We start from the raw sequence: 23,604 nt of genomic DNA, 5'->3' as shown, positions 1-23,604 counted from the left end.
TTCGGGTGAACCGGGTGCAAGCGGCCTAGAATGGAACCACTGCGAAGTCACTTCGCTCAAACGTGGTATGCAGCGTCGCACGGCGAAATCCTCGCCCGTCGACCTGCCATTAAGGAGAGCCGTTATGCCCTGGTATGCCTGGTTGATTCTGGTGGTTGCAATCGGCTCGATCGTCGGTGGATTAATGATGTTGCGCGACACCGCCAACAAGGTCGATCTGACCGATGAAGAACGCCGACGCGTTGCCCAACGCAATGCCGAAGCGGATGCCAAAGACGCACAAGATCGCTGAACACAACCCCGCCTGATCGGCGGGGTTTGCGCTTTTTATAGCGATTGGACCTATCTGCAAGCTTTTAAGAAGTAGAAGTACAGTCACCATTTAATTTTCCTTGGTTAAGATGGGGACATTGTTGCGGAGAGTTCCAGATGCGTTACTCGCAGGACCATAAAGCCCAGACCCATCAGCGCATCATCAAGGAGGCTTCGGCACGCTTTCGCAAGGACGGCATCGGCGCTACGGGTCTGCAACCCCTGATGAAAGCGCTGGGTCTGACCCATGGCGGTTTCTACTCACATTTCAAATCCAAGGACGAGTTGGTCGAGAAGGCCTTGCAGGAGGCCGGTGACCAGGTCGACGGCTTGTGTGCTGAGATCTTTTCACAGGACCATCCACTCGATGTCTTTATCGAGACCTACCTGTCGCAATGGCACCAAACGTCACCGCATGAAGGCTGTCCTTTGCCGACCATTTCTTCCGAACTGGGTCTGCGTGGACAACCAAGCCCCACCAGCGACGTGGTCCTCAACGCACGACTGGAGCAGATCGAAAACAGCCTCGAAGGCGAGAACAGCGCAGATCGTGCCATCGTCATCATGTCGACACTGGTCGGCGCGCTGCTGCTGTCACGCAGCGTCGCGGATGCCGAGTTTGCGCAACGCATCCTCGATGTCACCCGCGATCACCTCAAGAACCGCGACTAAGCCTGCCAGCGCTTGAACAGCACGCTGGCATTGACCCCGCCAAACCCGAAACCGTTGGACAACGCATATTCGATCGACATGGGCCGAGCCTGGCCGTGGACAATGTCCACGCCTTCGCTCGCAGGATCGGGATTGTCGAAATTCAGCGTCGGCGGCACCACCTGATCACGAATTGCCAGCAGCGTGAAGATCGCTTCAAGCCCACCGGCAGCGCCTAGCAAATGCCCAGTGGCGGACTTGGTCGAGGTCACGGCGATTTTATTTTGTGTGCCGAACAACGCTTTGATCGCCGCCAACTCGCCGAGGTCGCCCACCGGGGTCGAGGTCGCGTGGGCATTGAGGTGCTGCACCTGATCCGGCTCGATACCCGCCTGCGCGAGTGCCAGCGTCATCGCCCGCCGCGCACCACTGCCATCTTCCGGCCCGGCCGTCAGGTGATACGCGTCGGCACTCGTGCCATATCCGACCAGTTCCGCCAACGGCTTCGCACCCCGGGCCAGAGCATGTTCCAGAGATTCGATCACCAGCAGCCCCGCGCCCTCGCCCATCACGAAACCGTCGCGACCGCTGTCGAACGGCCGCGACGCGCGTTGCGGGGTGTCGTTGTAGCCACTGGACAGTGCTCGCGCCGCCGCGAAACCGGCCAGGCTGACTCGATCGATTGCCGCTTCTGCCCCGCCGCACACGGCAATATCCGCTTCACCGGCGCGGATCAATCGTGCCGCGTCGCCAATCGCTTGAACACCCGCAGCGCACGCCGTCACCGGCGCCCCCAAAGGTCCCTTGAGGCCGTGTTGAATGGACACGTGCCCTGCCGCGAGATTGACCAGAAAAGAGGGAATGGTGAACGGTGACAGACGCCGAGGGCCACGACTGTCGGTGGTGCGAACGGCGTCGGCAATCGCACCGAAACCACCGACACCTGAGCCGATGATCGTTGCGGTACGTTCCTGGCTTTTGCTCTCCGACGGATGCCAGTCAGCCTGCTCCAGCGCCTGTCGGGCAGCCTCCATGGCGAACAGAATGAAGCGGTCCATCTTCTTCTGCTCCTTGGGCGGCGTGGCGCGATCCGGATCGAAACCTGCTTCAGCGTCCTCTTCCAGTGTCGGCACCGCGCCGCCGACTCGCGTGGGCAAATCAGCGACCGTTGCCTCAGGCAAGTTACGCAAACCAGAACGCCCGGCCAGCAAACGCTGCCATACGACTTCAAGATCGCTGCCCAAGGGTGAAACCAGGCCCATGCCCGTGACGACTATTCGACGCGAATCCATACCGTGGTGACCTCTGATCAATTCAATTGCCGGACTTGTAGCGTTGGGCTGCGACACTGCGAGAAAGGTTCGGCGCCATGACATGGCGAGCCGCAACAAAGGCGTGCCATTCGCTTGCGTCAGGCAGCGAAGGAATGGTGATCAACTCGCCCTGATCCAGACCGGCCAGCGCCGCATCGACCATCTCGCCCGCGTCCATGACCATTTCTGCCGGAATGCCACTGGCATCGATACCGGAGCGCTCCCAGATTTCGGTGCGGGTCACACCCGGCAGCACGGCCTGGATCTGCACGCCGGTGCCTTCGAGTTCAGTGTTCAGCGACTGGGTCAGGCTCAGTACATAAGCTTTGCTAGCGCTGTAGGTGGCGTTGAAGCGTTCCGGAAACAACGCCACCACCGAGGCGATATTGATGATCGTGCCACGACCGGCCTTGGCGAAACTGGCGGCGGCCGCCGATGCCAGGCGCGTGACGGCAGTGATGTTCAGCTGGATCAACCGCTCCAACTGGTCCATATCGGCGTTGGCCAGCAATCCGTCCGCCGCCACACCGGCGTTATTGACCAGCAAGCTGATGCTGGAATCGCTGCGCAGGCGTTGTTCGAGTTTGAGCACGTCATCCTTCTGCGTCAGATCGGCCTTGAGCACTTCAACCTGAACGCCATGGGCATCACGCAACTGGCTCGCAGCGCTTTCCAGACGATCCTTGTCACGGGCAACCAGCAGCAGATCAAAGCCACGCGCCGCCAGGCGCTGAGCGTAAACCGCACCGATACCGGACGATGCGCCGGTAACGAGAGCAGTACCTTGGGAGTGTGCGGAATTCATGAGAATGCTCCTGAAATGCTTGATGAAGGAAGTTGCCGATGAGACGTGTCGGCTCGACGCCCCGGCAAATTATTATAGGCATAATCTAAAGGCAATATGATATCCGTAATTTTAAATCGTCCGACGGCTGCCCTCTCCACTCCCACCCGCAGCCAAGCACTGCGCCAAATGAAAAAGGCCGGTCTAAGACCGGCCCCCTTGGCGTTGAACAGTAAGCTTAGTTGACTTCCAGCTTGTCGCGATTGCGATCCAGGATCGCTTTGCCAATCCCCTTCACTTCCAGCAACTCATCTACTGATGAAAACGGCCCGTTTGTTTCACGATAGGCAACAATCGCTTTCGCCTTGGCCTCACCCACTCCAGCCAGTTCCTTTTGCAGCGTCGCCGCGTCGGCATCATTGGGATCGACTTTTGCGCTTTGTGCAGGTGCCGCTGTATCCATGACCAAAGGCGCTTTAGGCGACTCCGCTGGCGCAACAGGTGCGGCAATAGCGGCGATCGAGGCGCTGGTGAGGAAAGCAAAGATCAGAGAATAGAAGTAACCGGTACGCATTAGTGACGCTCCATCATCGTTTGAGAAAGCAGCTTTTCCGAAGCTGCTCTCCAAACGTAGGTCATGATGGAGCGATGTCAAAAATACGAGCGTTACAGGATGTGAAACAATCAGGGTTCGAGACAGCGTTGCTGGTAGATCCAGTCGACGATTTCGCCGTCGGGTCAGAACGAAACCGCTACCCCGCTGAACTCCTATCTAAATCATCGATTCATGCGGTTGCAACTGGTCAGACGGAGAAGCACTTATCAGTCCAGTCATGGAAAAATCTTGAGCTCCAACCCGGTGACAGCTATGAAGTATTTGGTCCCGCATGGTATTTTCGTGCCCGCCGGAATTTACCGTCTACGAGCTCAGCCACAGAGTCGCCCAGCTACTCGCTAACGAGCTCAGAGACTAAAAAAGAGAGAGTATTTATGGATAATAGGTCTGAAGTTCTACGAAATGAATATCAAGCTCGATTTGAAGGTAAAGAGACTTATCGTGACGCAGTTTGGAGCTTACTCTGCTCCGAGATTTTTTCTAAATATATAATGCCCGAACATACCATCCTCGACTTAGGTGCTGGATGGGGAGAGTTCACAAGAAACATAAAAGCCCAAAAGAAATACTCAATGGACTTAAATCCAGAGTGTGGTAAACGAATTGCTGGAATGTCTGAGTTTTTACAACAAGACTGCTCGACGACCTGGCCTCTCGAAAGTGAGTCATTGGACGTAGTTTTTACCAGCAACTTCTTGGAACACTTGCCTGATAAGGATCTAATAGACAAGACCCTGAAAGAAGCGCATAGAGCGCTAAAAAAAGGAGGCCTAATTATTTGTGTCGGTCCTAACATCCAGTACCTGCCAGGTTTATACTGGGATTATTGGGACCACTATACTCCAATTACCGGAGCATCCATGGCTGAAGCACTAACACTTCAGCAATTCTCTATCAAGAGGAGGACGGATAAATTCCTACCCTATACCATGTCAGGAGGTGGTAATCCTCCCCTAGCTTTTGTAGCTGCATATCTGAAAATGCCATTTTTTTGGAAGTTTTTCGGAAAACAATTCTTTGTGATCGGACAAAAACAGTAGATGAACGAAATAAGTAGGTTTTTGTTTGTCGGCGGGGTGTCTGCATTACTGAATTGGTCTTCGAGATTTCTGTTCTCCATATGGTTCAGTTATGAAGCATCTGTCGCACTGGCATTTTTCATTGGTTTGACTTCAGGATTCTGCCTGATGAAAATGGTGGTTTTTCAGAACAGTACTAAACCTACGCTTAATCAGGCAGGCTATTTCTTGATAGTTAATATCTTCGCTTTAGCCTTAACATGGACTGTCAGTGTGTACCTCGCTAAAGTTTTCTTCCCTTTAATCGGACTCGATAAAGGAGCAGAGAGTATCGCTCATCTAATCGGAATAACAGCACCGATCATCACCAGTTACTTCGGCCACAAGTATCTGACGTTCCGATAAAAAAGCCGTCCAAGGACGGCTCAATTGGAATTAACCCTATCGTACAAGAACGATTTTCATTGGCGCCAATTTAACTTCAATATTCTCGTCGAACGCTTTGATCCAGGACTCTTCCTGATAAATACGAATGCTTGTTACGGATTGAACTATGGATTCACCAGATTCAATCCGAGTTGAGATGGTTTGAAATTCATCGGTCGATGAGATTTTTGGTGATAGCAAGAAACCTGCGGTACCTACCTGAGCTAAGTATCTAAAGCTTTCTGTTTTTCCATCTATTGTTTTCAGTTCAATGTACAATCGCGGCGCGCGAAAAATTAGGCTTACGAATTTTCCAAGAAGGTTTTTCTTAACATCGATATTAGCCCAGAGCAAACCGCTACTCTCGGCAGAAACATCAATTTCCTCTCCCAAATCTGCATGTATGATTTTTGAATCTTCGAAAACCACTGCCTTACTGTGTGCAGCACTTACAAAATGAAGCCCCGAAGAGAATCTATCTTTTAACTCGTAATTAGCCCAAATTTCAGGCCAACTCAAGCCATCATCCATGGCTGAATATCTCCCGTCAATAGGTTCAATATTAAATAACAAGTTTGCAGGGCGAGTATTCCTGCTTAAATATTCGGCGTTAATTCGCGCAAGAATACCATTATAAGCGGCATAGCTTTGGATAATGGGGCGCGGAGTCCAGTTAACATTGTGCGCCAAAAGTGATGCCTGTCGAAATGAGTATATATCTACCGTGCCCTCAAACCGCGGTAACACATTTTGACTAGCCATCCCATTCATACGACTTAGAAATATTTCGCGTAATGACTCGGGATTTGAAAGCATACTGCTAATGCTATTAACGCTACGCAGGGCTTGACTCCTAAACTCGCCAAAAAACACAGATACGGGAAGACCAATTTGATTATTGTAAGTTACGACACTCAACAAAACTGAAACTGCAGCCAATACCACAGTTGACCACCTGAGCCACAGCGCCAACAGGATACAAGATGTTAGTGCTAGCATGCCTGCTGCAATTATTTCGTGGATATCCTGTCTGACATAAGCTCCTTTGAAGGAAAAAAACAGTGTTGCTGCCAGCGCTAAACTTGTAGGAATACTCTTAAACCCCAGAGAGATCAGTAGCGCCAACAGACATCCCACAATGTAGATCAAAACCGTCCAGATCGACCCCGTCGTAGACATTGCGTCCGTATAACCAGAGACAATAGGGAGAATTCCCAAAGCATGCGAGACAAGTCCCGGCAGTGTCTGCCCTGCGGCCAACCAAAGAGCAATCACCGTTGAAACATATATAATAACGGGCGCGACTCTTATTCTCCAAGGAGCCTGCAATAAAAAAAGCAAACCTAGCAACACGATAGAAGATATAGCAAAAGTGCCTTTTACTAGAGTAATACATGCAAGAGCTACCAACCCCATCACCGCTAGTACACTCAAGCGCCCCTCAATGAAGTCGATGCGTATTACAAGGAACGTCATGAACGGTACAATGAGAAAAAGCGCATCCCTCAAGTACAGGCTAGCAATAACTGAAATCAACCCTCCCCAGACCAATAGAAAAATACTACCCGATATATTTTTTGAAGTAACTCTGAGAAATGAGAGAGATAAAAATAGTCCTATAAATGACGAAATCGCGACAGTCCATCCAAAAAGGCCTGGATAGTAGTTCTTCGTATAAACAGCACTAAAGGGGCCAAAGGTAAACAATATATCCTGACCAAATGACATTCCATGCGCTGAAGCATAGTTCATCCCCAACTGCCACGAGTGCTCTAGATCATCCCCAGGAAACTCGGGCAACCAAGGGACTATATACATAAGGGTTACCGCCAGCGAGACAAGAAAGCCCACTAACAAAAAATACCCCTCTGATCGTAATTGCCAAAATCGCATATAAAACTCTCTTGAATTGGAGCGTATCAGCGTCGCTCATCGCAGATTCACAAACGTACCTCCCTCTGGAAGGTATTTAACCATGCACCAAGTATCACTCATGCTTAATGTAAAATGAGTCATTACGGATGCGGAGCTTCTATGCTCAAACTTATAATGTATTTGATAAAAAATCGAATACAGTGCTTTCTACAAATGAGACGATGCAACCAAGGCCGCAAGAACCACAGCGGCCAAACGCTATTAACAATCAAGGCTCAAGGCGACGCTGCTGGTGAATCCAGTCAACGATTTCCCCGTCAGGGGTATACCCGCTCACCGTGTCACGCAGCAACTGACGTACTCTCGAATAATCATCCTGCTCAACGGCACTGAGAAGCTCTGCTAATCGAGCTTTGAGAACATCCCAAGATAAGTGATCCTCGTTGGCACTCATAATCATTGGGTGCTGGGTCGACGCTACATTGTCACCAATCAACAACTCTTCATATAGCTTTTCGCCTGGACGCAACCCGGTAAATTGGATAGATATGTCGCCCTGCAAGTTTCTGTCCGAGCGGATACTCAAGCCCGACAGATGAATCATCTTCTCCGCCAACTCAACAATTCTAACCGGTTCTCCCATATCAAGAACAAAAACGTCTCCGCCCAATCCCATCGATCCGGCCTGAATCACAAGCTGAGCTGCTTCAGGAATGGTCATGAAATAGCGGGTGATTTTCGGATGCGTGACCGTCAGCGGTCCACCTTGCTTGATCTGGCTATGAAATAGCGGAATTACCGAACCTGAAGACCCCAGAACGTTGCCAAAGCGAACCATGGTGAAGCGTGTCCTGTTGACGTGAGACACATTTCCCTTTTCACCGAATAGTATCGGCGCTAACTCTCTACTGAGGGCTTGCAAGGTAAGCTCGGCAAGTCGCTTGGTACTGCCCATGATATTGGTGGGACGCACAGCTTTGTCAGTGGAAATAAGTACGAAGTTTGATACTCCCGTCTGCAGGGCAGCTTGCGCGGTATTTAACGTACCAATGACATTATTAAGAACTCCCTCTGCGATATTGTGTTCTACCATGGGTACATGCTTATACGCAGCGGCGTGGTAGACCGTGTCAACTCGCCAAGTCTTCATCACATCAATAAGCTTATCCTGATGACGAATGGAGCCTAAAATCGGCAATAACTGAACAGAAATCGACTCGCGGCAGCAACGCTGCTCCAATTCCGAGAGAATGCTGTATAAATTGAACTCACTATGCTCAAACAACAAAAGAGTAGTTGGTCCGAGAGAAAAAATTTGACGGCAAAGCTCCGAGCCAATTGAACCGCCCGCCCCGGTAACCATAACCACTTTTCCCTTGATGCAGTGTTCCAGTAAGTCGGGGTGCGCAGGTACTGAGTCGCGCCCCAATAAATCAGCTATATCAACCTCTTGGATATCTTCAACTTTGACTCTGCCGCTAGCCAGATCTGTGAAGTTCGGGACACTTCGCACGTGAAGCGGGAACCCTTCCAGGAGGTTGAGTATCTCCCTTCTCCTCGCGCGAGTTGATGATGGTAAGGCGAGAAGGATTTCTTGAGCTCCGGTCACGTCAATCATTTGCTGAATGTGCTTGGGCTTGTAAACCTGAAGTCCTGAAATCGAACGGTCTGAAATACTTGGATCATCATCAATGAATGCCACCGGACGCATTACACGCCCCATGCGAAGCGCGGCAACCAGTTGATTACCTGCAACCCCAGCACCGTAAATTGCAACTTTTGTCAGCCCGTCCTCACGATTGGCAAAAGGTACATGCTGAGCTGCCGTAAACCAATCACCCATAAAGTACTGACGCATGCAGAGGCGTAGCCCGCCGATGATGACCATGCTGAGCCACCAATAATTGAAAATGATTGATCGCGGAACCACAGCTTCATGATTGCTATACCAATACACCACGACAGCCAGAATTAAGGATGAGAGACTGACAGCTTTGATAATCGCAATAAGCGCATCATTGCCAAAGTAGCGCATCACTGCACGATACATGCCGAAACGAATGAAAAGCGGTATGGCGACAACCGGTGCAAAAGCGAAAAGCCAGAAATGGACCTTAATTGGGTTATACATATCATCAATGCCCAGTCGCACAATAAACGCTAACCAAAGAGCAATCCACACGAGCACAACATCGGTAGCCACCTGCAAAAGCCGCTTCCTTCGACGCGGAAGACCTAGCAGAGAAGATCTGATTTTATCCATGACATCATCCGACACCGTATTACGCCTCCACCTGTGCGCTCTTACATGCGAGGCCATTGTACGCACCTGAAAAATTTGGAGCTACAAAGATATCGACCTCAGAAAAGCTACAAGATTGCTCTTGGAGTGAAATCCCGAGCCCGCAGTTGAACGCTGGCCCGCCAGAAAACAAAAATGAAACCCATTCTCAATTGTAGCGTTCAAATAAGAAAGGAGGCCACGCCCTCCGTAGTCCAGCCCCCTCCCAAAAGAAAACTCTTCAGCAAGTCAAGCATTCAGTAGCACGACGCCACCAGAGACACCCCGCCCCCCCTAAAATTCCGGGCGAACACGTCCTTGAATTTTCTTCAAACAGATCAGAATTTTCGAATGGATAGCAGAACGGTTTGTGATATTTTAGATAAATTACAAAAACCAATAGAATACGACGACAGACACGGAAGGTTATTGATTGCCGATTGTTAAACACCTCAAAAACAACCAAGTTCAAAGTGAACACTTAGAAGTGCCCCGCGTTGCAATATTGATGTGCACCTATAATGGCGAGCGCTTTCTCCGGCAGCAACTCGACTCTTTTTTTACGCAATCGCATAGTAATTGGACACTGGTAGTTTCTGATGATGGCTCACAAGATGGCACGCGACGACTACTAGAGGACTACACTGAACGGTGGGGCACCGATCGCATCCACATAACCGATGGCCCTCAGCGTGGCTATGTCGCTAATTTTCTCTCACTGACCCGAAAAGCAAAAGCTGTGGTGACGGCCGATTTTTACGCTTGGTCCGATCAAGATGACGTATGGAAAGAAGACAAACTACAGGTTGCTCTTCAACACATAGGCAATACTGCTACAGATCTCCCTGCTTTGTATTGCGGCCGCACGCAACTGGTTAGTGAATCTGGAAGCCTTATAGGTCAATCGACCAACTTCAAACGCCCGCCCCACTTTTTAAATGCATTAGTGCAAAGCATCAGTGGCGGCAATACCATGGTATTTAATCAGGCCGCGCTGAACCTTCTCGAGGCAACTCATGAAGACGTAATGGTGGCGTCCCATGACTGGTGGGCATACCAGCTTATATCAGGCGCCGGAGGTATAATCTACTTCGACAGCGAAGCAAAAATTTTTTATCGACAGCATGAGCACAATATAATCGGCAACAAACAAGACTGGCAAACCAAATTTAAACACTTAGCAATGGTGTTTCACGGACTGCACTCCGACTGGAACAGCCAAAATATTGCAGCACTTGAAAGCATGCAGCGGCATCTCAAAAAAGAAAATCAACTAATACTCGAACAATTTAAAACTGCAAGACAAGAAAAACTACCCAAAAGACTACTGCAACTTATAAAACTAGGTATTTACCGGCAAACTGTTAAGGGCAATATCGCCATGTATGGCTCTATCCTGCTTAAAAAAATATAGCCTATTCAAAAAACATCAACTTCAAGTTATCAAACACACTATCACTGTACAGGCATCCAACCGGAAAAGCATGATATCGATATGACAGCCTATAGCGGTATATCAACAAACCTTCTCACCTGCGTCCAAGAGAAAGCGCCATGCTAATCACCTGCAGAGAGATGATAGAGACTCCCACCAAGCCCCTACGCGCCGCCTGGAATGAAGAGCGAAGCTCAGCCCGCTCTCAAACCAGCCTCACAATAGCCAATTTATGATCAAGAGCTCGATTGCGACGGCTTGTAAGCTAAGGCTTTTAGCGCCAAAATGTACGCAGTGTGCCCCAACCTCCAAGAGCCAACTGAGAAAAGCACCATAAATCTGAATTAAAGTCAACGAGAAAAGGAGTATTCCAAACTGCCGCTAGACCGCCGACATTAGGAGGTGCGACGGATATGCGGCCAAGGAAGGTCTGACGAACCGCTCACTCCTTACTCGCGGTGATATTCGACCTTTCGCAAGCGTCGAAAACCTAGTAGAGGAACTTAAGAGATATTATGGAGAAGTGTCATAGATGAGAGCGACCGCCCTTGGGCTTGATTTCACCTCATCCGAGAGAAAAGTCTTGGGGGAAGCTAGCGACAGCTTTCACTTGAACCCTATCCCTGGGAAATCCATTGCGCCCATGAATGATACCCCCTTCATTGCCCAAGCTGATCAGTTTGGCTCAGCAGCATTTTTACTGGCTATTTTGCACCATCGGAATCAGAAATTTCATGGAAGATCTAAGCGTGATTCAGCAGGGCAAACATTTGATGTCTTGTTCGACATTCATCCAACTCGACCTGCCCAATTCTTAAACGCTGATTTATTACCATGGAACTGTATTTGAAATGAAAGAATTTAGTATCTCCCCAGTCGAAATGATCTCTAGCCTTTGGCGGAATCGGAGTCTGGGGCTCGCACTGATCAAACGCGAAGTAATTGGTCGTTACCGTGGTTCGGCACTAGGTCTGCTGTGGTCATTTTTGACACCGGTACTAATGCTCATTGTGTACACATTTATATTCAGCGTCGTATTCAAAACAAAATGGGGAGGTGGAACAGGATCCAAAGCTGAGTTCGCGTTGATTCTGTTTGCAGGGCTCCTGGTGTTCAATTTCTTTTCGGAGTGCATCGGTAGAGCCCCGAATCTTATAATCGCAAACGGGAACTACGTTAAAAAAGTCATCTTCCCTTTAGAAATATTGCCTTTTGTAAGTATTGGCGCAGCTCTTTTTCATACCTTTGTCAGCTTTTTGGTCTGGCTAATCTTCTATCTTCTATTCTTGGGCGAACCTCACTTTACGCTCCTGCTGTTTCCTGTCGTTCTTTTGCCACTGATACTATTATCTCTAGGTATCTCATGGTTCCTCGCTTCCCTAGGTGTATATCTTAGAGATGTTGGGCAAATTATCGGCGTCTTTATTACAATGCTGATGTTTCTCTCTCCCATTTTTTACCCCGTAAGCGCATTGCCAGAGAAGTTTCAACTATTCATGCACTTGAATCCGCTTACATCCGTTATAGAACAGGTTAGAGAAATACTAATCTCCGAAACGGTACCGAATATTGGACTCTTTCTCGTCAACCTATTGATCTCAGCAGTTTTCGCCTGCCTAGGATTTATGTGGTTTCAGAAAACTAGGAAAGGTTTTGCAGATGTGCTCTGACATAGTGATAAAGCTCGAAGGTGTTGACAAGTGCTATCAAATATATGAGAAGCCGAGAGATCGGCTTCTTCAAATGTTTGCTTTCGGACGCAAGAAATACTCACAGGATTTTTGGGCCCTACGAAATATTTCATTTGAAGTCAAAAGAGGTGAGACTGTTGGAATTGTCGGGCGAAACGGGAGTGGCAAGTCGACTTTACTGCAAATTATTTGCGGCACGTTAAATACCTCTGCCGGCACCGTGCAGACAAATGCAAAAATCGCAGCATTACTTGAGCTCGGTGCGGGCTTCAACCCGGAGTTTAGTGGCCGGGAGAATGTGTATTTAGCGGCGTCACTCTATGGGTTGACACCTGCTCAAATTACAGAACGCTTCGAAGATATCACGGCCTTTGCAGATATTGGCGACTTTATAAATCAGCCAGTCAAATCCTATTCGAGTGGGATGTTTGTTCGACTAGCGTTTGCCGTAATCGCGCACGTCGACGCTGAGATCCTCATCATCGATGAAGCTCTGGCAGTAGGAGACGCATTTTTCACTCAAAAATGTATGCGGTTTTTGCGTAATTTCATGGCCAACGGAACAGTCCTATTTGTAAGCCACGACACTGCTGCAGTAAAAGCTCTCTGCACCAAAGCTATCTGGCTAAGGAATGGCACGCACGTTGCTACTGGCCCGGCTAAAAACATCTGTGATGCCTACCTGGCAGAAATAATAGAATCAAATCAAGGCAATACAGATGTTCCGTCCAATGAGCAAATTCTGAAACAGATAGAGACTGATGCAGAAGATATCGGTGACGCGGTTGATGGTGAAACGCTTTGGTTTTTGCCATTTCGAACAACTGAAACTGGATTTGGGGCTGGAGGAGCCAAGGTCGTTTCAGCGACGTTCCGAGATACTGAAGGGAATATAATTCAAAAAGCAAAGCACCATACTACGGTGGTGTTTCAGATCGACGTTGAAGCACTGCAAGAGATCAAGTCTCCAATCGTTGGGTTCTTTGTAAGAGATCGCCTCGGGCAAACACTGTTTGGATCGAATACGTTTGCGGCCGATAGAGTTCAAGGAATAAGCTGCTCTATGGGCGGCCGTTTACACGCATCTTTCCAGTTTGTTTTTCCTGCACTGCCTGACTCTGACTATACCGTATCGATTGCTATCGCCGATGGGACTCAGCAAGAACATACTCAGTTGCAGTGGATTCATGATGCCCTTGTAATCAAGGCTCAAGGTGTATCTGACGTTGGAGGGCTGGTTGGTCTTCCAATGCAAGTAGTAGAACTCTATAAATCAAGCCTGTAATTACGTGCTTAACTGAATGAACAGTGGTATTCCCAAATGAATAGTCTTGACAATGCAGCTTTAATTAACAACTCAATGCTTATCGCACCAAGACGCAACGTGTTGAGTGCGTGGACGGGACACGTTCCGTTCGCCGGCTGGCTAATGCAAACACAAAAACCACGTGTATTTGTTGAACTCGGTACACATTTGGGAATGTCTTATTTTGCCTTCTGCCAGTCTGCCGTTGAAGGTAATATTGATACACGGTGCTACGCGGTAGATACCTGGGAAGGCGATGCACACGCAGGATTCTATAACGACAACATTTTCAACGAAATTGCCTCCCATAATGAAGAACATTTCAGCGCATTTTCAAGACTTATTCGTCAGCGCTTTGATGATGCAGCCTTAGAGTTTGCTGACGGTTCTATTGATTTACTGCACATCGACGGCTTCCATACCTATGAAGCCGTAAGCCATGACTTCGAGACATGGAAAAGCAAGCTTTCCGACAGAGCCGTCGTTATTTTCCACGATATCAACGTTCGTGATTCTGGATTCGGCGTTTGGCGTTTTTGGGAAGAAATTACCAAGAGCTACCCGCACTTCCGCTTCGATCACTACCACGGGCTAGGCGTCCTTCTGGTTGGTACAGAGCAAAATGCCCAACTGAAAGAACTATGCAATCGTTCCAGTGAAGACGGAAAGTTTCTAAAGAGCCTATATTCTCGGTTGGGCGAAGTGCCTTCGTTGCGCTATCAATTAGGGCAGGCTGCGCAAAGAATTTATCATCTGGAAAGCTCGAACAATGAAGCTGCTGCCGAGATAGCGCGGTTAAATGAAGAGATCGTTAACCTAACTAATGATCATCAGACCACACTTGCAAATGAAATCGTCCGCATTAAAAATCTAGAAGAACTCCGTGTGGCATCGTTGAAAAACTCTACGTCATGGAAATTAACGGCACCTCTTCGAAAGTTGATTGCTTTGATTAAGCGCTGACACAGACAGCACGCCAAGGAAATTGCGTAGTGACAAAGCATAGAATAATTTTGGTTGATACAAAAAGTAGCAACCCCAATCATTATATTTGCATAGCCCTCCATCGGGCACTTATGAATAGTCCCGATGTAGAAGTAGTTATTAAGGCAGAACTCAATGAAGCGGTGCCCTTGGCGATTGCAAATAAATGTAACTTATTTTTCGCATTCGACGGAGAGGAACTAAATCGGGCAATTTGTTTACGCTTGGCCGCCATCTGTAATCACTCCGTTCTCTGGGTCACTGAAGACCCGTATGAACTAAGTGTGAACGTAGCTAACTCAGATATGTTTGACCTTATTTTCACCAATGATTCCGCTTCGGTATCTGCGTATGGCGATAAAGGTAGGCATCTTGCACTAGCTGGAGCGAAACCATTCCATTTCATTCCTGTGCAAAGTGCAACGATGTCTCTGCGTTATGACGTTTTTTTTGCAGGTACCGCTTGGCCAAATAGAGTGGAATTGATCCGCGAAATGCTAGGGTCAAATTGGGCAGACGAAGGAATTAAAGCGAAAATTGCTCTACCTACCAATCCGCATTTACCTAAAGTAAACCTATCGCTGCCAGCGAGCCAACTGAACTGGAGAACATCTCCGATTGATTTCGCAAGATTTGCGAACTCCAGTGTGGCAACATTGGTCCTCCCACGGGTATTTTCTTCGTCGGGTCAAAATGAATTTGCAGAGACCCCACCACCGCGCCTTTTCGAAGCGGCGTTGGCGGGCACAGTGCAACTAGTTCAAACAAAAATAGAAGAAGCTGCGGAATATTTCGAACCAGGAAAAGAGTTTATATATTTCGAAGGTGCTCAGGACCTGATCGAATCTGTAAAAAAATTACGTTCTGACCCCGAACTACGCTATGACATCGCTGTTCGAGCACAAAATAAAGCACTGGCACAGCATTGCTATGAGAATAGAGCCTCTTACGTTCTATCGGAACTTCAGAAACTCCCATCAGCATCCCTGGTTGAAATAGCTCAGCCGATCTTCGTAGGACAAAAAAAACCACGCCTGCTATTCGTTGTTCACAACGTTGTAGCAAACGGAAACTTTGGTGGCGTTGAAGTTTATTTACATAATATCAGCCAAGTTTTACGCGACACATACGAAATTTATTTCTACTCTCCTTGCATGAAAAAAGTATCGGATGCCCTTCTCCTCAATGAAACAGGAGAGCACATTGAAACATTTTCTTTTTCAGCAGTACTCTCTCCTTGGCAGGTTACTTGCCAGGAAAGGGAAAAGGCGTTCGTATCGATTTTAAACCGCTACAATATATCTACCGTCCACTTTCACCATCTGATTGGTCACGTTCCAAGTCTTGTCGAAGTGTGCAAAACCTTGGGTGTACCATCGGTGATGACCTTTCACGATTACTATGCAATATGTCACAAGTTTACATTGCTATCGTTTAAAGGAAATTACTGCAGACCCGACGAAATTTCACAATCTCAATGCGATGTTTGCCTGTGGAATTCTCACCAGATCTTACCCGGTGGTCAATCTACACGTAGAGCGGTGTGGGATCAAATTTTAGCATCTTCCGATTCGCTAATTTTCAACACCAAAGGTAGCCAGGAATTGACGGAGAGAATCTATCCGTCCGTGGCGACACACTCCAATATCAACGTACTGCCAGTACCAACCCTTTTGCAAGCGTCCGCAAGGGAAAGATCTGAAAATTCAGCACTCCCTTTAAAGGTAGTCATCCTAGGAAATTTCGCGAGTCACAAAGGTGGAGACGTTATCAGTCGAGTGATTCCCCTGCTTGAGAAGCACGCTATTGAGTTTCATATCTTCGGACGAGTTGATGGCGGCTACTTTTGGCTAAATGACCACAAGGCACTTCCTCAGGTCTTTGTTCATGGTGGATTTGATCCTGGTCAGATTCCGGAAGAAATTTATTCATGCCATGTGTCTTTACACACCTCTATCTGGCCAGAAACCTATTGTCTGACATTATCTGAAGCTTGGGACTGTGGTTTGGTACCCATTGTTAGCGATATTGGCGCACTTGGCGAGCGTGTTACTCATGGTGTGAATGGAATAAAGATTCCCGCTGACTCCGAGGGTGCATTATTCACTGCTCTTCTCCAACTAAAAGATAACCCTTCTCTATTAGATAACTATAGGAATAACGCAGTCAATGCGCCTATCGCACGTACAGATACTCATATCGCAGGACTTAACGCGATATATCGTAATCTTATGTCCGATAAAAATTACTGTATCGAAACCCAAAAAGACCTTGAACCATTTAGCCTGAGCCAATTGCAGAGGCCTATCGCGGAGGTCTGGGCGTTCTCAGCAGCTTCTAGAGGGATATCTGGGAGTAAAAATTACATAGGTAGAATTCGCCATTTAGTTACGGGACTGACCGCACACTTCGTAGATCACTGGAAGCGCCACGGCTTAAAATCCGCAGTGCGCATAAGTATTCGTTATATTTCTAGGCGTTTGTAAAGTGAAAGTATTAATTTGTGGTGCGTCTCCCGACCGTGTGAACAATAATGCAGTGCTGCGGAATTACGTCGCACGCGGTTTCTCCGAAATACTGAATGACGAGAGCGTTACCTCCTGCTCATTAGATATTTCCAACGAGACAGCGAAGAGCTTTCTACCCGACCTTATTGTTGTTTTTGGGTCCTGTATGCCAGACAGTTGCAACTATACTGGCCTTAGGGACTACTGCACTCGCTCCGGGGCTACGCTCGCGTTCTGGCTTCACGATGATCCGTACGAATTTGATCTGAATTTCAAAATCCTTAAATACGCCGATTATATATTTTCCAATGATCGTTGGGCCGTAGAGCACATCAACCACCCCAGAGTATTTCACCTTCCATTGGCTGCGGATAAAAAGGCTCATTTCATCGATGTCTCAGAAAGCATCGATAGAGACATTTTCTTCTGCGGCGTCGGATTTCAAAATCGTACACAATTGCTTTTGGATAGCCAAAATGCTTTAAGTAAGTTCAATGTAGAAGTTCTTGGCGCGGAATGGCCCGAGACGTTGAACTTCAGTAAAAATATGCGGATTTCGAATGATGATATGTCGAGACACTATAATTCCTCTCTAGTTACGTTAAATATAGGGCGCCGACACAATCTGGCTAATGACAAATATCAATTAGATGCGACGACGCCTGGACCGCGCACTTTTGAAGCAGCTATGGCAGGCGCCGTTCAATGCTATTATCTAGAAGGACTGGAGATTTCCGATTACTTCACTATAGATGAAGAAATATTAGTATTCGATTCTCCTACAGAACTAGCATCAATAGTCGACGAGTTACGCTCTTCGCCGTCACGTCGTAGAAACATCGCAGAGCAGTCTCAGTCTCGCGCGCTTAAAGACCACACCTATGCCGCACGGGCAAAATCAATACTAAGTATTCTAAAAATAATCTAAATGGTTGGCTAATAGATGATTGAGTTCTATGAATTAAAGTATTCACTGAGCGCCTTTTTAATTATATCGCTAATAGTTTTTTTGGGGTTCCTTCCATGGATTCCTTCTAGAAAAACGACAACCGAACAATCAAATCAGGGTTTGATTGAGAGAGTCTGCTTATCCGTAGTTGCCTCCGTGCTTTATTTGGCAATCGTCGGCTGCCTTATCGCCATTACCCCTTTACATCTGCGACATGCTATCGCTCTATTATTTACAGTGCCGCTACTAGCTCTGGGAACAATTAAAACGATTAAACTCTTTAGATGTCATTGCTATAAAAACCCATCATCCCTGGATATGTTCATTATTGGTGGCTTTTTTATTTTTGCTATCTCAATACTCTTCTTGTCGAGCATAAAGTTTCCGTTAAAAGACAACTTACCGGATGGTGCCTATGTTGATAAAGAGCATGTGACCTCAGTCAGAATTCAATCCATCACAGGTGGCCTGCCAGCAGACAATGTAATTCCGTATGTTGTGCAGGAATATATGGCCAGGAGCATATCATTCATAAACAACAGCCCTATATTACCTGGTCAGCACGTTGCTAACAGACCGATACTTGTCAGCCTTATTGCTCTGCCGATACGGATGACTCTACGATCGGTGAAACCGCAAGGTGATCTTCCCACATTCGGATACGTCGATACGCAATGGCCCGATTTCCGGATACTCTTACGAGATCAAGCGACTTTTTCGATATTCTTAGGAGTCGCTGTATTTCTGAATGCCTGCCTATTGCTGGGTGTTGGTTTGGTCGCTACAAAAATTGAAAATATCAAATGGTATAACAGTGCATTGATATTTCTGTTATTCGCAACAAGTCCATATTTCATATTTCAGACATTATTTACCTGGCCAAAATCCTTGGCAGGTTTTTTCATAATCACGTCATTTTTTTTCTATCAAAAACACCGAAACCCCCTGATAACTGGTGGGTTGTTAGCGTTGGCTTATCTCTCTCACCCTTACGCGATAGGTTATCTCATTGTAACAACTGCAGCACTTCTCACTATAGAAAAGCGTAACAGTATATATACGAGAGTTGTAAACTCCACTTTACTTTGCCTAGCGTTTGCTGTCGTAGTGGCCCCTTGGTTTCTCTGGACAAAATTATACTTGGGCGGAAGCTCAGACCTTATATCTCAGAATTTTAGCTTTGCAAATCTCAGCCCATTTCAGTTTGTTTGGCCGCGAGTTGCCAATTTGATGAACACAATGTTACCGGTTCATTTGCTGACTTTCGACACACACTTGACTTCGATATATATTCAGAGCTCCTTAAACTTGGCAGGGGCACTAGGAACTTTAGTTCTCTCGTGCTCGGCCAGTATGGCTATTTTTTATTCACTGATGAAATATGCGCCTACGGCTGAACTCACGGCCATCCAAGCGCATACGGAACTTAAACAAGCGACACTATTATTCGGAGTCGCTAGTACCCTTCTAGCTTGTGTTTTTAGCAATCCTGGGTACCCGCTATTGCATGGCTGGCAACCCTTTGCAGCATTGATTATTGTATTAGGCGTGCACTGGGCTAGTGTTTCAAGAATGGCTTTGGGTATTTTCTGGATACAGGTAATAATAAATTTCTTAATGACAGTAGTTTATTTTTATCGCCGTTCAGTAATCGACATTTAATCGCAGCAACAAAATATAGACGATTTCCCGCTCAGAGTGAGTAAAATTCACTCTGCAGCGTTCTGAAATCATCGGAGCTAAGCCTGAGATTTGGCGGATTTCTTCTAAAGGCAAGGGAGATATGGTATTTTCTAGCATGGCTGCGTAGCTGAAAGAGCTAGCAACCGTTACATAATAACTAACAGTCTTTCAATTCCGCCGGTTCAGCTTCCGCCAGGCAAGCCATCAGGGAAGTTTTTGTGACAACATTCAACATTCCACTCGTTATTGATCTAGACGGAACGCTTCTGCGTTCTGATTTACTGCTAGAAACCGGGCTGTCCTACATCCGTCATAACCCACTTGGATTGTTTAAACCATTGACATGGCTGGTAAATGGCAAAGCAACTCTGAAACAGAAGTTGGCTGAGGCTACAGACATTGATGTCAGCGTATTACCCTACGACGCCGCAGTGCTCGAATTCATTCAGGCGGAAAAACGTAATGGCCGCATGATTGTTTTAGCGACGGCAAGCCATCGTTCTTTGGCAGAGCGTATCGCCCAGCACCTCGATTTGTTTGATCAGATTTTAGCTAGTGATGGGGTCTGCAATTTATCCTCTCATCGTAAACGTGATTTATTGGTGCAACACTACGGAGAGAAAGGATTCGATTACGCCGGTAACTCACACGATGATATCCTCGTGTGGGCTGCGGCTAGAGATGCTTATGTGGTTAATCCTGAACGTGGTGTTGAACGTAAAGCGCGAGCCACGGGGAATGTTAAACAGCTTTTTCAAACAAATCCTTCTCTGCCAAAAGACTGGGTAAAAGCTCTTCGTCTACATCAGTGGTTGAAGAATATGTTGGTTTTTGTTCCATTAATTGCCGCCCATAAATTATTTAGTCCATTATTGTTATGGCAAGGAATAATCGCATTCTTCCTATTCGGTCTATGCGCATCTAGTGTTTATATACTAAATGATCTCCTGGATCTTGCTGATGATCGTCATCACAAAAGCAAACGTAATCGCCCATTTGCCGCAGGTAGACTATCCATAAGAACCGGGATCTTCATATTCCCCGTTCTGCTAGTGGTTTCATTCGCTGGAGCGATGTTTACATTACCCTACGAGTTTGTGGCTGTTTTGGCTGCATATTATATTCTAACATTAATTTACTCACTGCTGCTAAAACGACAAATGGGCATCGATGTAATCGTATTGGCGTTGTTATATACAATACGCATCGTTGCGGGAGCGGCTGCATTTAGCTTAGCATTAACTTTCTGGATGTTAGCTTTTTCAATGTTCATGTTTTTGATCCTAGCGCTGGTAAAGCGCTATTCTGAGTTGCAGGAAGCAAGAAAGAAGGGGCAGTTAGAAAAGACTCGAGGACGAGGTTACTACCCGAACGATCTCGAGATGATATCGTCGCTTGGAGCTTCTTCTGGTTACCTGTCGGTAATGGTATTAGCTTTATATATTCATGACCAAGCGACTGGAGAGCTATATTCGCACCCTCAAGTAATATGGCTTGCCTGTCCGCTCTTACTATTCTGGATAACACGTGTCTGGATGCTTACACATCGAGGGGAAATGCATGATGATCCTGTTGTTTTTGCAATCCGAGATAAAGTAAGTTTCGCCGTAGGAATACTATTTTGCCTCGTATTCTGGATAGCCGCATGATTCCAACACTGTACTCTTGGGGACGCTACCCCAACAATCCGCAACATTCGCACCCGAATCATTGGCAAGAAGAGCTGAAAGTTTTGCTCGACTCAATGTCATCCGAATATGGAACTACTCTTCCTTACGGAAATGGACGAAGTTATGGCGATAGTTGTATGGCCGCATCTGACCACGTAATAACTATGCGAAGCATGGATCGATTTGTTCATGTTGACTGGGAGACGGGAGTTATTATTGTTGAGGCAGGCATCACTCTTTCAGAGGTTTTAGCCGCAACCATACCTAATGGTTGGTTCCTTTCTGTCACCCCCGGAACTCAATTTGCCACAATTGGGGGCGCTATAGCTAATGATGTTCATGGAAAAAATCACCATTCGAAAGGCACGTTCGGAAACCACTTACTTAGCTTTGGATTAATTAGGAGCGACGAGGGCCATTTAACTTGTTCCCCCACCATTAATCCACAAATGTACACTGCAACTATCGGAGGCTTGGGACTGACAGGGATCATTACTTTTGCCGAGATCCAACTAGTACCTATAAACTCTAGTGAGATTGACAGCCATATCATTCGTTTCGGCAACCTGACTGAATTCTTTGCACTCTCCTCCGAACTTGATTACAAACATGAATATAGTGTCGCTTGGATTGACTGCTTGGCATCTGGCAACAAAATCGGACGCGGAGTTTATATAGTTGGTGACCATGCACGTTATGGAGCGTTAGCACTAAGCGGCAGTGCGACATTAACTGTTCCGTTCACACCACCACTGTCTTTAATCAATAATTATTCTTTACGCGCATTTAATGAGTTGTATTGGCGCGCGCACCCAACTAAATCAGTTCAAAAACGTAGCAGTTACGAACCTTTTTTCTATCCTCTTGATCGGATCAAGAACTGGAACCGCGTTTATGGGCCGCGAGGCTTTCAACAGTATCAATGTGTCATTCCGGATGCATCTGCTGAGATGGCCATTAAAGAACTCTTGGAGGCTATCTCCAAGAGCGGCCAGGGATCGTTTCTTGCGGTACTTAAACGTTGTGGTGATATAAAGTCTCCTGGTCTAATCTCCTTTCCGCTCCCCGGTACATCTCTTGCGCTGGACTTCCCTCATAGATCTAATTTAATAAACCTCTTTAGTCATCTTGATGAAATTGTTAGGCGATCTGGAGGGCGATTGTACCCAGCGAAAGATGCGCATATGAGCGGCACTGACTTTCGTCATGCATACCCTGAATGGGAGCGTTTGGAGTCTATGCGCGATCGTTCATTAGTTTCCCGATTCTGGAAGAGAGTTACAGAATGAAAAAGATCCTTATCATAGGTGCGACATCGACTATCGCCACAGCTTGCGCGCGGCTTTGGGCTGTTCAAGGTGCAGAAATGTTCCTGGTAGGCCGTAATCAATTAAAGTTGGAGCAAACTGCTGCTGATATGAAGGCACGCGGTGCTGGCGAAGTCACGACTTACGTCATGAACTTTTCAGAGTTCGATGCACATCAAAAAATGATAGACAGCTGCTTGTCAGCACTAAAGCAAATAGATATTGGCTTCATTGCTCATGGCACTCTTCCCGATCAAAAAGTCTGTGAGCACGACGTAAACAAAGCATTAGAAGAGTTCACGATTAATGGTATCTCAGTAATAGCAATACTTACAAGACTCGCCAACCAATTTGAAGTCCAACGTTGCGGTACGCTTGCAGTTATTTCTTCTGTAGCTGGAGATAGAGGTCGCCAGTCCAATTATTTGTATGGCGCAGCAAAAGGAGCAGTCTCCATTTTTTGTGAAGGGTTAAGAGCTCGACTGTTTAAAATAGGTGTACATGTTATGACAATAAAGCCCGGCTTTGTCGATACTCCTATGACCAAAGAATTACCTCTACCTGCGCGCCTCGTAGCGAGTCCTGAGCAAGTCTCACTCACTATAGTCAAGGGAATCGAAAGAAAAGTCGATACTCTTTATACTCCAGCATTCTGGACTATTATAATGTTAATTATCAGGTCTATTCCATCGTTTATTTTTAAGAGACTGTCGCTATAACCATTTTAAGAGACTGATGCTCGTGTAGACGAGCAGTTCCGCGCTTACTTCATACCAATTATTTCTCGAGCTACTC

At 47.0% G+C, this 23,604-nt stretch carries 20 protein-coding genes; 15 read left to right on the top strand and 5 right to left on the bottom strand.

What is annotated here, in order from left to right; genetic code table 11:
* Positions 1–124 precede the first annotated feature (124 nt).
* The gene (locus FGA82_RS10895) at positions 125–292 is read left to right on the top strand and encodes a DUF2897 family protein (protein ID WP_007908505.1); all 168 of its coding nucleotides are present in this window, start codon (positions 125–127) and stop codon (positions 290–292) included.
* 137 nt (positions 293–429) lie between these two features.
* Positions 430–984 carry a TetR/AcrR family transcriptional regulator gene (locus FGA82_RS10890; protein WP_141127090.1) on the top strand — a complete coding sequence of 185 codons (555 nt, stop codon included), beginning with the start codon at positions 430–432 and terminating at the stop codon, positions 982–984.
* Here FGA82_RS10890 and fabF read toward each other — a convergent pair.
* The 3 genes from fabF to FGA82_RS10875 all read right to left on the bottom strand — a co-directional run bounded on the left by fabF (position 981) and on the right by FGA82_RS10875 (position 3,634).
* On the bottom strand, positions 981–2,255 hold the full coding sequence (gene fabF, locus FGA82_RS10885; protein ID WP_141127089.1) for a beta-ketoacyl-ACP synthase II: 1,275 nt from the start codon (positions 2,253–2,255) through the stop codon (positions 981–983). The genes FGA82_RS10890 and fabF overlap by 4 nt on opposite strands.
* A 22-nt stretch (positions 2,256–2,277) precedes the next feature.
* Positions 2,278–3,081, bottom strand: a complete 804-nt coding sequence (locus tag FGA82_RS10880) for an SDR family NAD(P)-dependent oxidoreductase (RefSeq protein WP_141127088.1) — start codon at positions 3,079–3,081, stop codon at positions 2,278–2,280.
* 217 nt (positions 3,082–3,298) lie between these two features.
* Positions 3,299–3,634 carry a ComEA family DNA-binding protein gene (locus tag FGA82_RS10875; RefSeq protein ID WP_141127087.1) on the bottom strand — a complete coding sequence of 112 codons (336 nt, stop codon included), beginning with the start codon at positions 3,632–3,634 and terminating at the stop codon, positions 3,299–3,301.
* Between the two features lie 74 nt (positions 3,635–3,708).
* Between FGA82_RS10875 and FGA82_RS10870 the strand changes: the two genes are divergently transcribed.
* Entirely contained in the window at positions 3,709–4,716 is a 1,008-nt protein-coding gene (locus FGA82_RS10870) for a class I SAM-dependent methyltransferase (protein ID WP_141127086.1), read from the top strand.
* Positions 4,717–5,100: a GtrA family protein gene (locus tag FGA82_RS32850; protein ID WP_141127085.1), complete on the top strand. Its 384-nt coding sequence runs from the start codon at positions 4,717–4,719 to the stop codon at positions 5,098–5,100.
* A gap of 36 nt (positions 5,101–5,136) precedes the next feature.
* Here the strand turns inward: FGA82_RS32850 and FGA82_RS10860 are convergent, their stop codons facing one another.
* Both FGA82_RS10860 and FGA82_RS10855 read right to left on the bottom strand, forming a co-directional pair.
* Positions 5,137–7,014 (bottom strand): hypothetical protein, encoded by a 1,878-nt coding sequence (locus FGA82_RS10860; protein WP_141127084.1) that lies wholly within the window; start codon positions 7,012–7,014, stop codon positions 5,137–5,139.
* Positions 7,015–7,264: 250 nt separating this feature from the next.
* Positions 7,265–9,259 carry a polysaccharide biosynthesis protein gene (locus tag FGA82_RS10855; RefSeq protein ID WP_141127083.1) on the bottom strand — a complete coding sequence of 665 codons (1,995 nt, stop codon included), beginning with the start codon at positions 9,257–9,259 and terminating at the stop codon, positions 7,265–7,267.
* Between the two features lie 451 nt (positions 9,260–9,710).
* Here FGA82_RS10855 and FGA82_RS10850 point away from each other — a divergent pair, with 451 nt between their 5' ends.
* The 11 genes from FGA82_RS10850 to FGA82_RS10800 all read left to right on the top strand — a co-directional run bounded on the left by FGA82_RS10850 (position 9,711) and on the right by FGA82_RS10800 (position 23,528).
* Positions 9,711–10,691, top strand: coding sequence for a glycosyltransferase family 2 protein (locus FGA82_RS10850; RefSeq protein ID WP_249384235.1), 981 nt, complete (start codon positions 9,711–9,713; stop codon positions 10,689–10,691).
* 553 nt (positions 10,692–11,244) lie between these two features.
* Positions 11,245–11,562: a hypothetical protein gene (locus tag FGA82_RS10845; RefSeq protein ID WP_141127082.1), complete on the top strand. Its 318-nt coding sequence runs from the start codon at positions 11,245–11,247 to the stop codon at positions 11,560–11,562.
* Between the two features lies 1 nt (position 11,563).
* Complete coding sequence (locus FGA82_RS10840) at positions 11,564–12,382, top strand: ABC transporter permease (RefSeq protein WP_141127081.1); 819 nt, start codon at positions 11,564–11,566, stop codon at positions 12,380–12,382.
* Positions 12,372–13,688 (top strand): ABC transporter ATP-binding protein, encoded by a 1,317-nt coding sequence (locus tag FGA82_RS10835; protein ID WP_141127080.1) that lies wholly within the window; start codon positions 12,372–12,374, stop codon positions 13,686–13,688. The genes FGA82_RS10840 and FGA82_RS10835 overlap by 11 nt, the downstream gene beginning before the upstream one ends.
* Before the next feature lie 36 nt (positions 13,689–13,724).
* The gene (locus FGA82_RS10830) at positions 13,725–14,672 is read left to right on the top strand and encodes a class I SAM-dependent methyltransferase (RefSeq protein WP_212760534.1); all 948 of its coding nucleotides are present in this window, start codon (positions 13,725–13,727) and stop codon (positions 14,670–14,672) included.
* A 113-nt stretch (positions 14,673–14,785) separates the two neighbouring features.
* Complete coding sequence (locus FGA82_RS10825; protein WP_141127079.1) at positions 14,786–17,179, top strand: glycosyltransferase family protein; 2,394 nt, start codon at positions 14,786–14,788, stop codon at positions 17,177–17,179.
* 1 nt (position 17,180) lies between these two features.
* Positions 17,181–18,128, top strand: a complete 948-nt coding sequence (locus FGA82_RS10820; protein WP_141127078.1) for a CgeB family protein — start codon at positions 17,181–17,183, stop codon at positions 18,126–18,128.
* 15 nt (positions 18,129–18,143) lie between these two features.
* A complete protein-coding gene (locus tag FGA82_RS10815; RefSeq protein WP_141127077.1) occupies positions 18,144–19,811 on the top strand; it encodes a hypothetical protein in 1,668 nt (555 codons plus the stop codon).
* Positions 19,812–20,050: 239 nt separating this feature from the next.
* Positions 20,051–21,481, top strand: a complete 1,431-nt coding sequence (locus FGA82_RS10810) for a UbiA family prenyltransferase (protein WP_141127076.1) — start codon at positions 20,051–20,053, stop codon at positions 21,479–21,481.
* Positions 21,478–22,791 carry an FAD-binding oxidoreductase gene (locus FGA82_RS10805; protein ID WP_141127075.1) on the top strand — a complete coding sequence of 438 codons (1,314 nt, stop codon included), beginning with the start codon at positions 21,478–21,480 and terminating at the stop codon, positions 22,789–22,791. Before FGA82_RS10810 ends, FGA82_RS10805 begins: the two co-directional genes overlap by 4 nt.
* The gene (locus FGA82_RS10800) at positions 22,788–23,528 is read left to right on the top strand and encodes an SDR family oxidoreductase (protein WP_141127074.1); all 741 of its coding nucleotides are present in this window, start codon (positions 22,788–22,790) and stop codon (positions 23,526–23,528) included. The genes FGA82_RS10805 and FGA82_RS10800 overlap by 4 nt, the downstream gene beginning before the upstream one ends.
* The last annotated feature ends 76 nt before the right edge of the window (positions 23,529–23,604 follow it).

It is taken from the genome of Pseudomonas fluorescens (genome assembly GCF_005938625.1).
Taxonomy (GTDB): domain Bacteria; phylum Pseudomonadota; class Gammaproteobacteria; order Pseudomonadales; family Pseudomonadaceae; genus Aquipseudomonas; species Aquipseudomonas fluorescens_BD.
The sequence above is the reverse complement of the archived record's forward strand: the minus strand, read 5'-3'. Positions and strand labels throughout refer to the sequence as shown.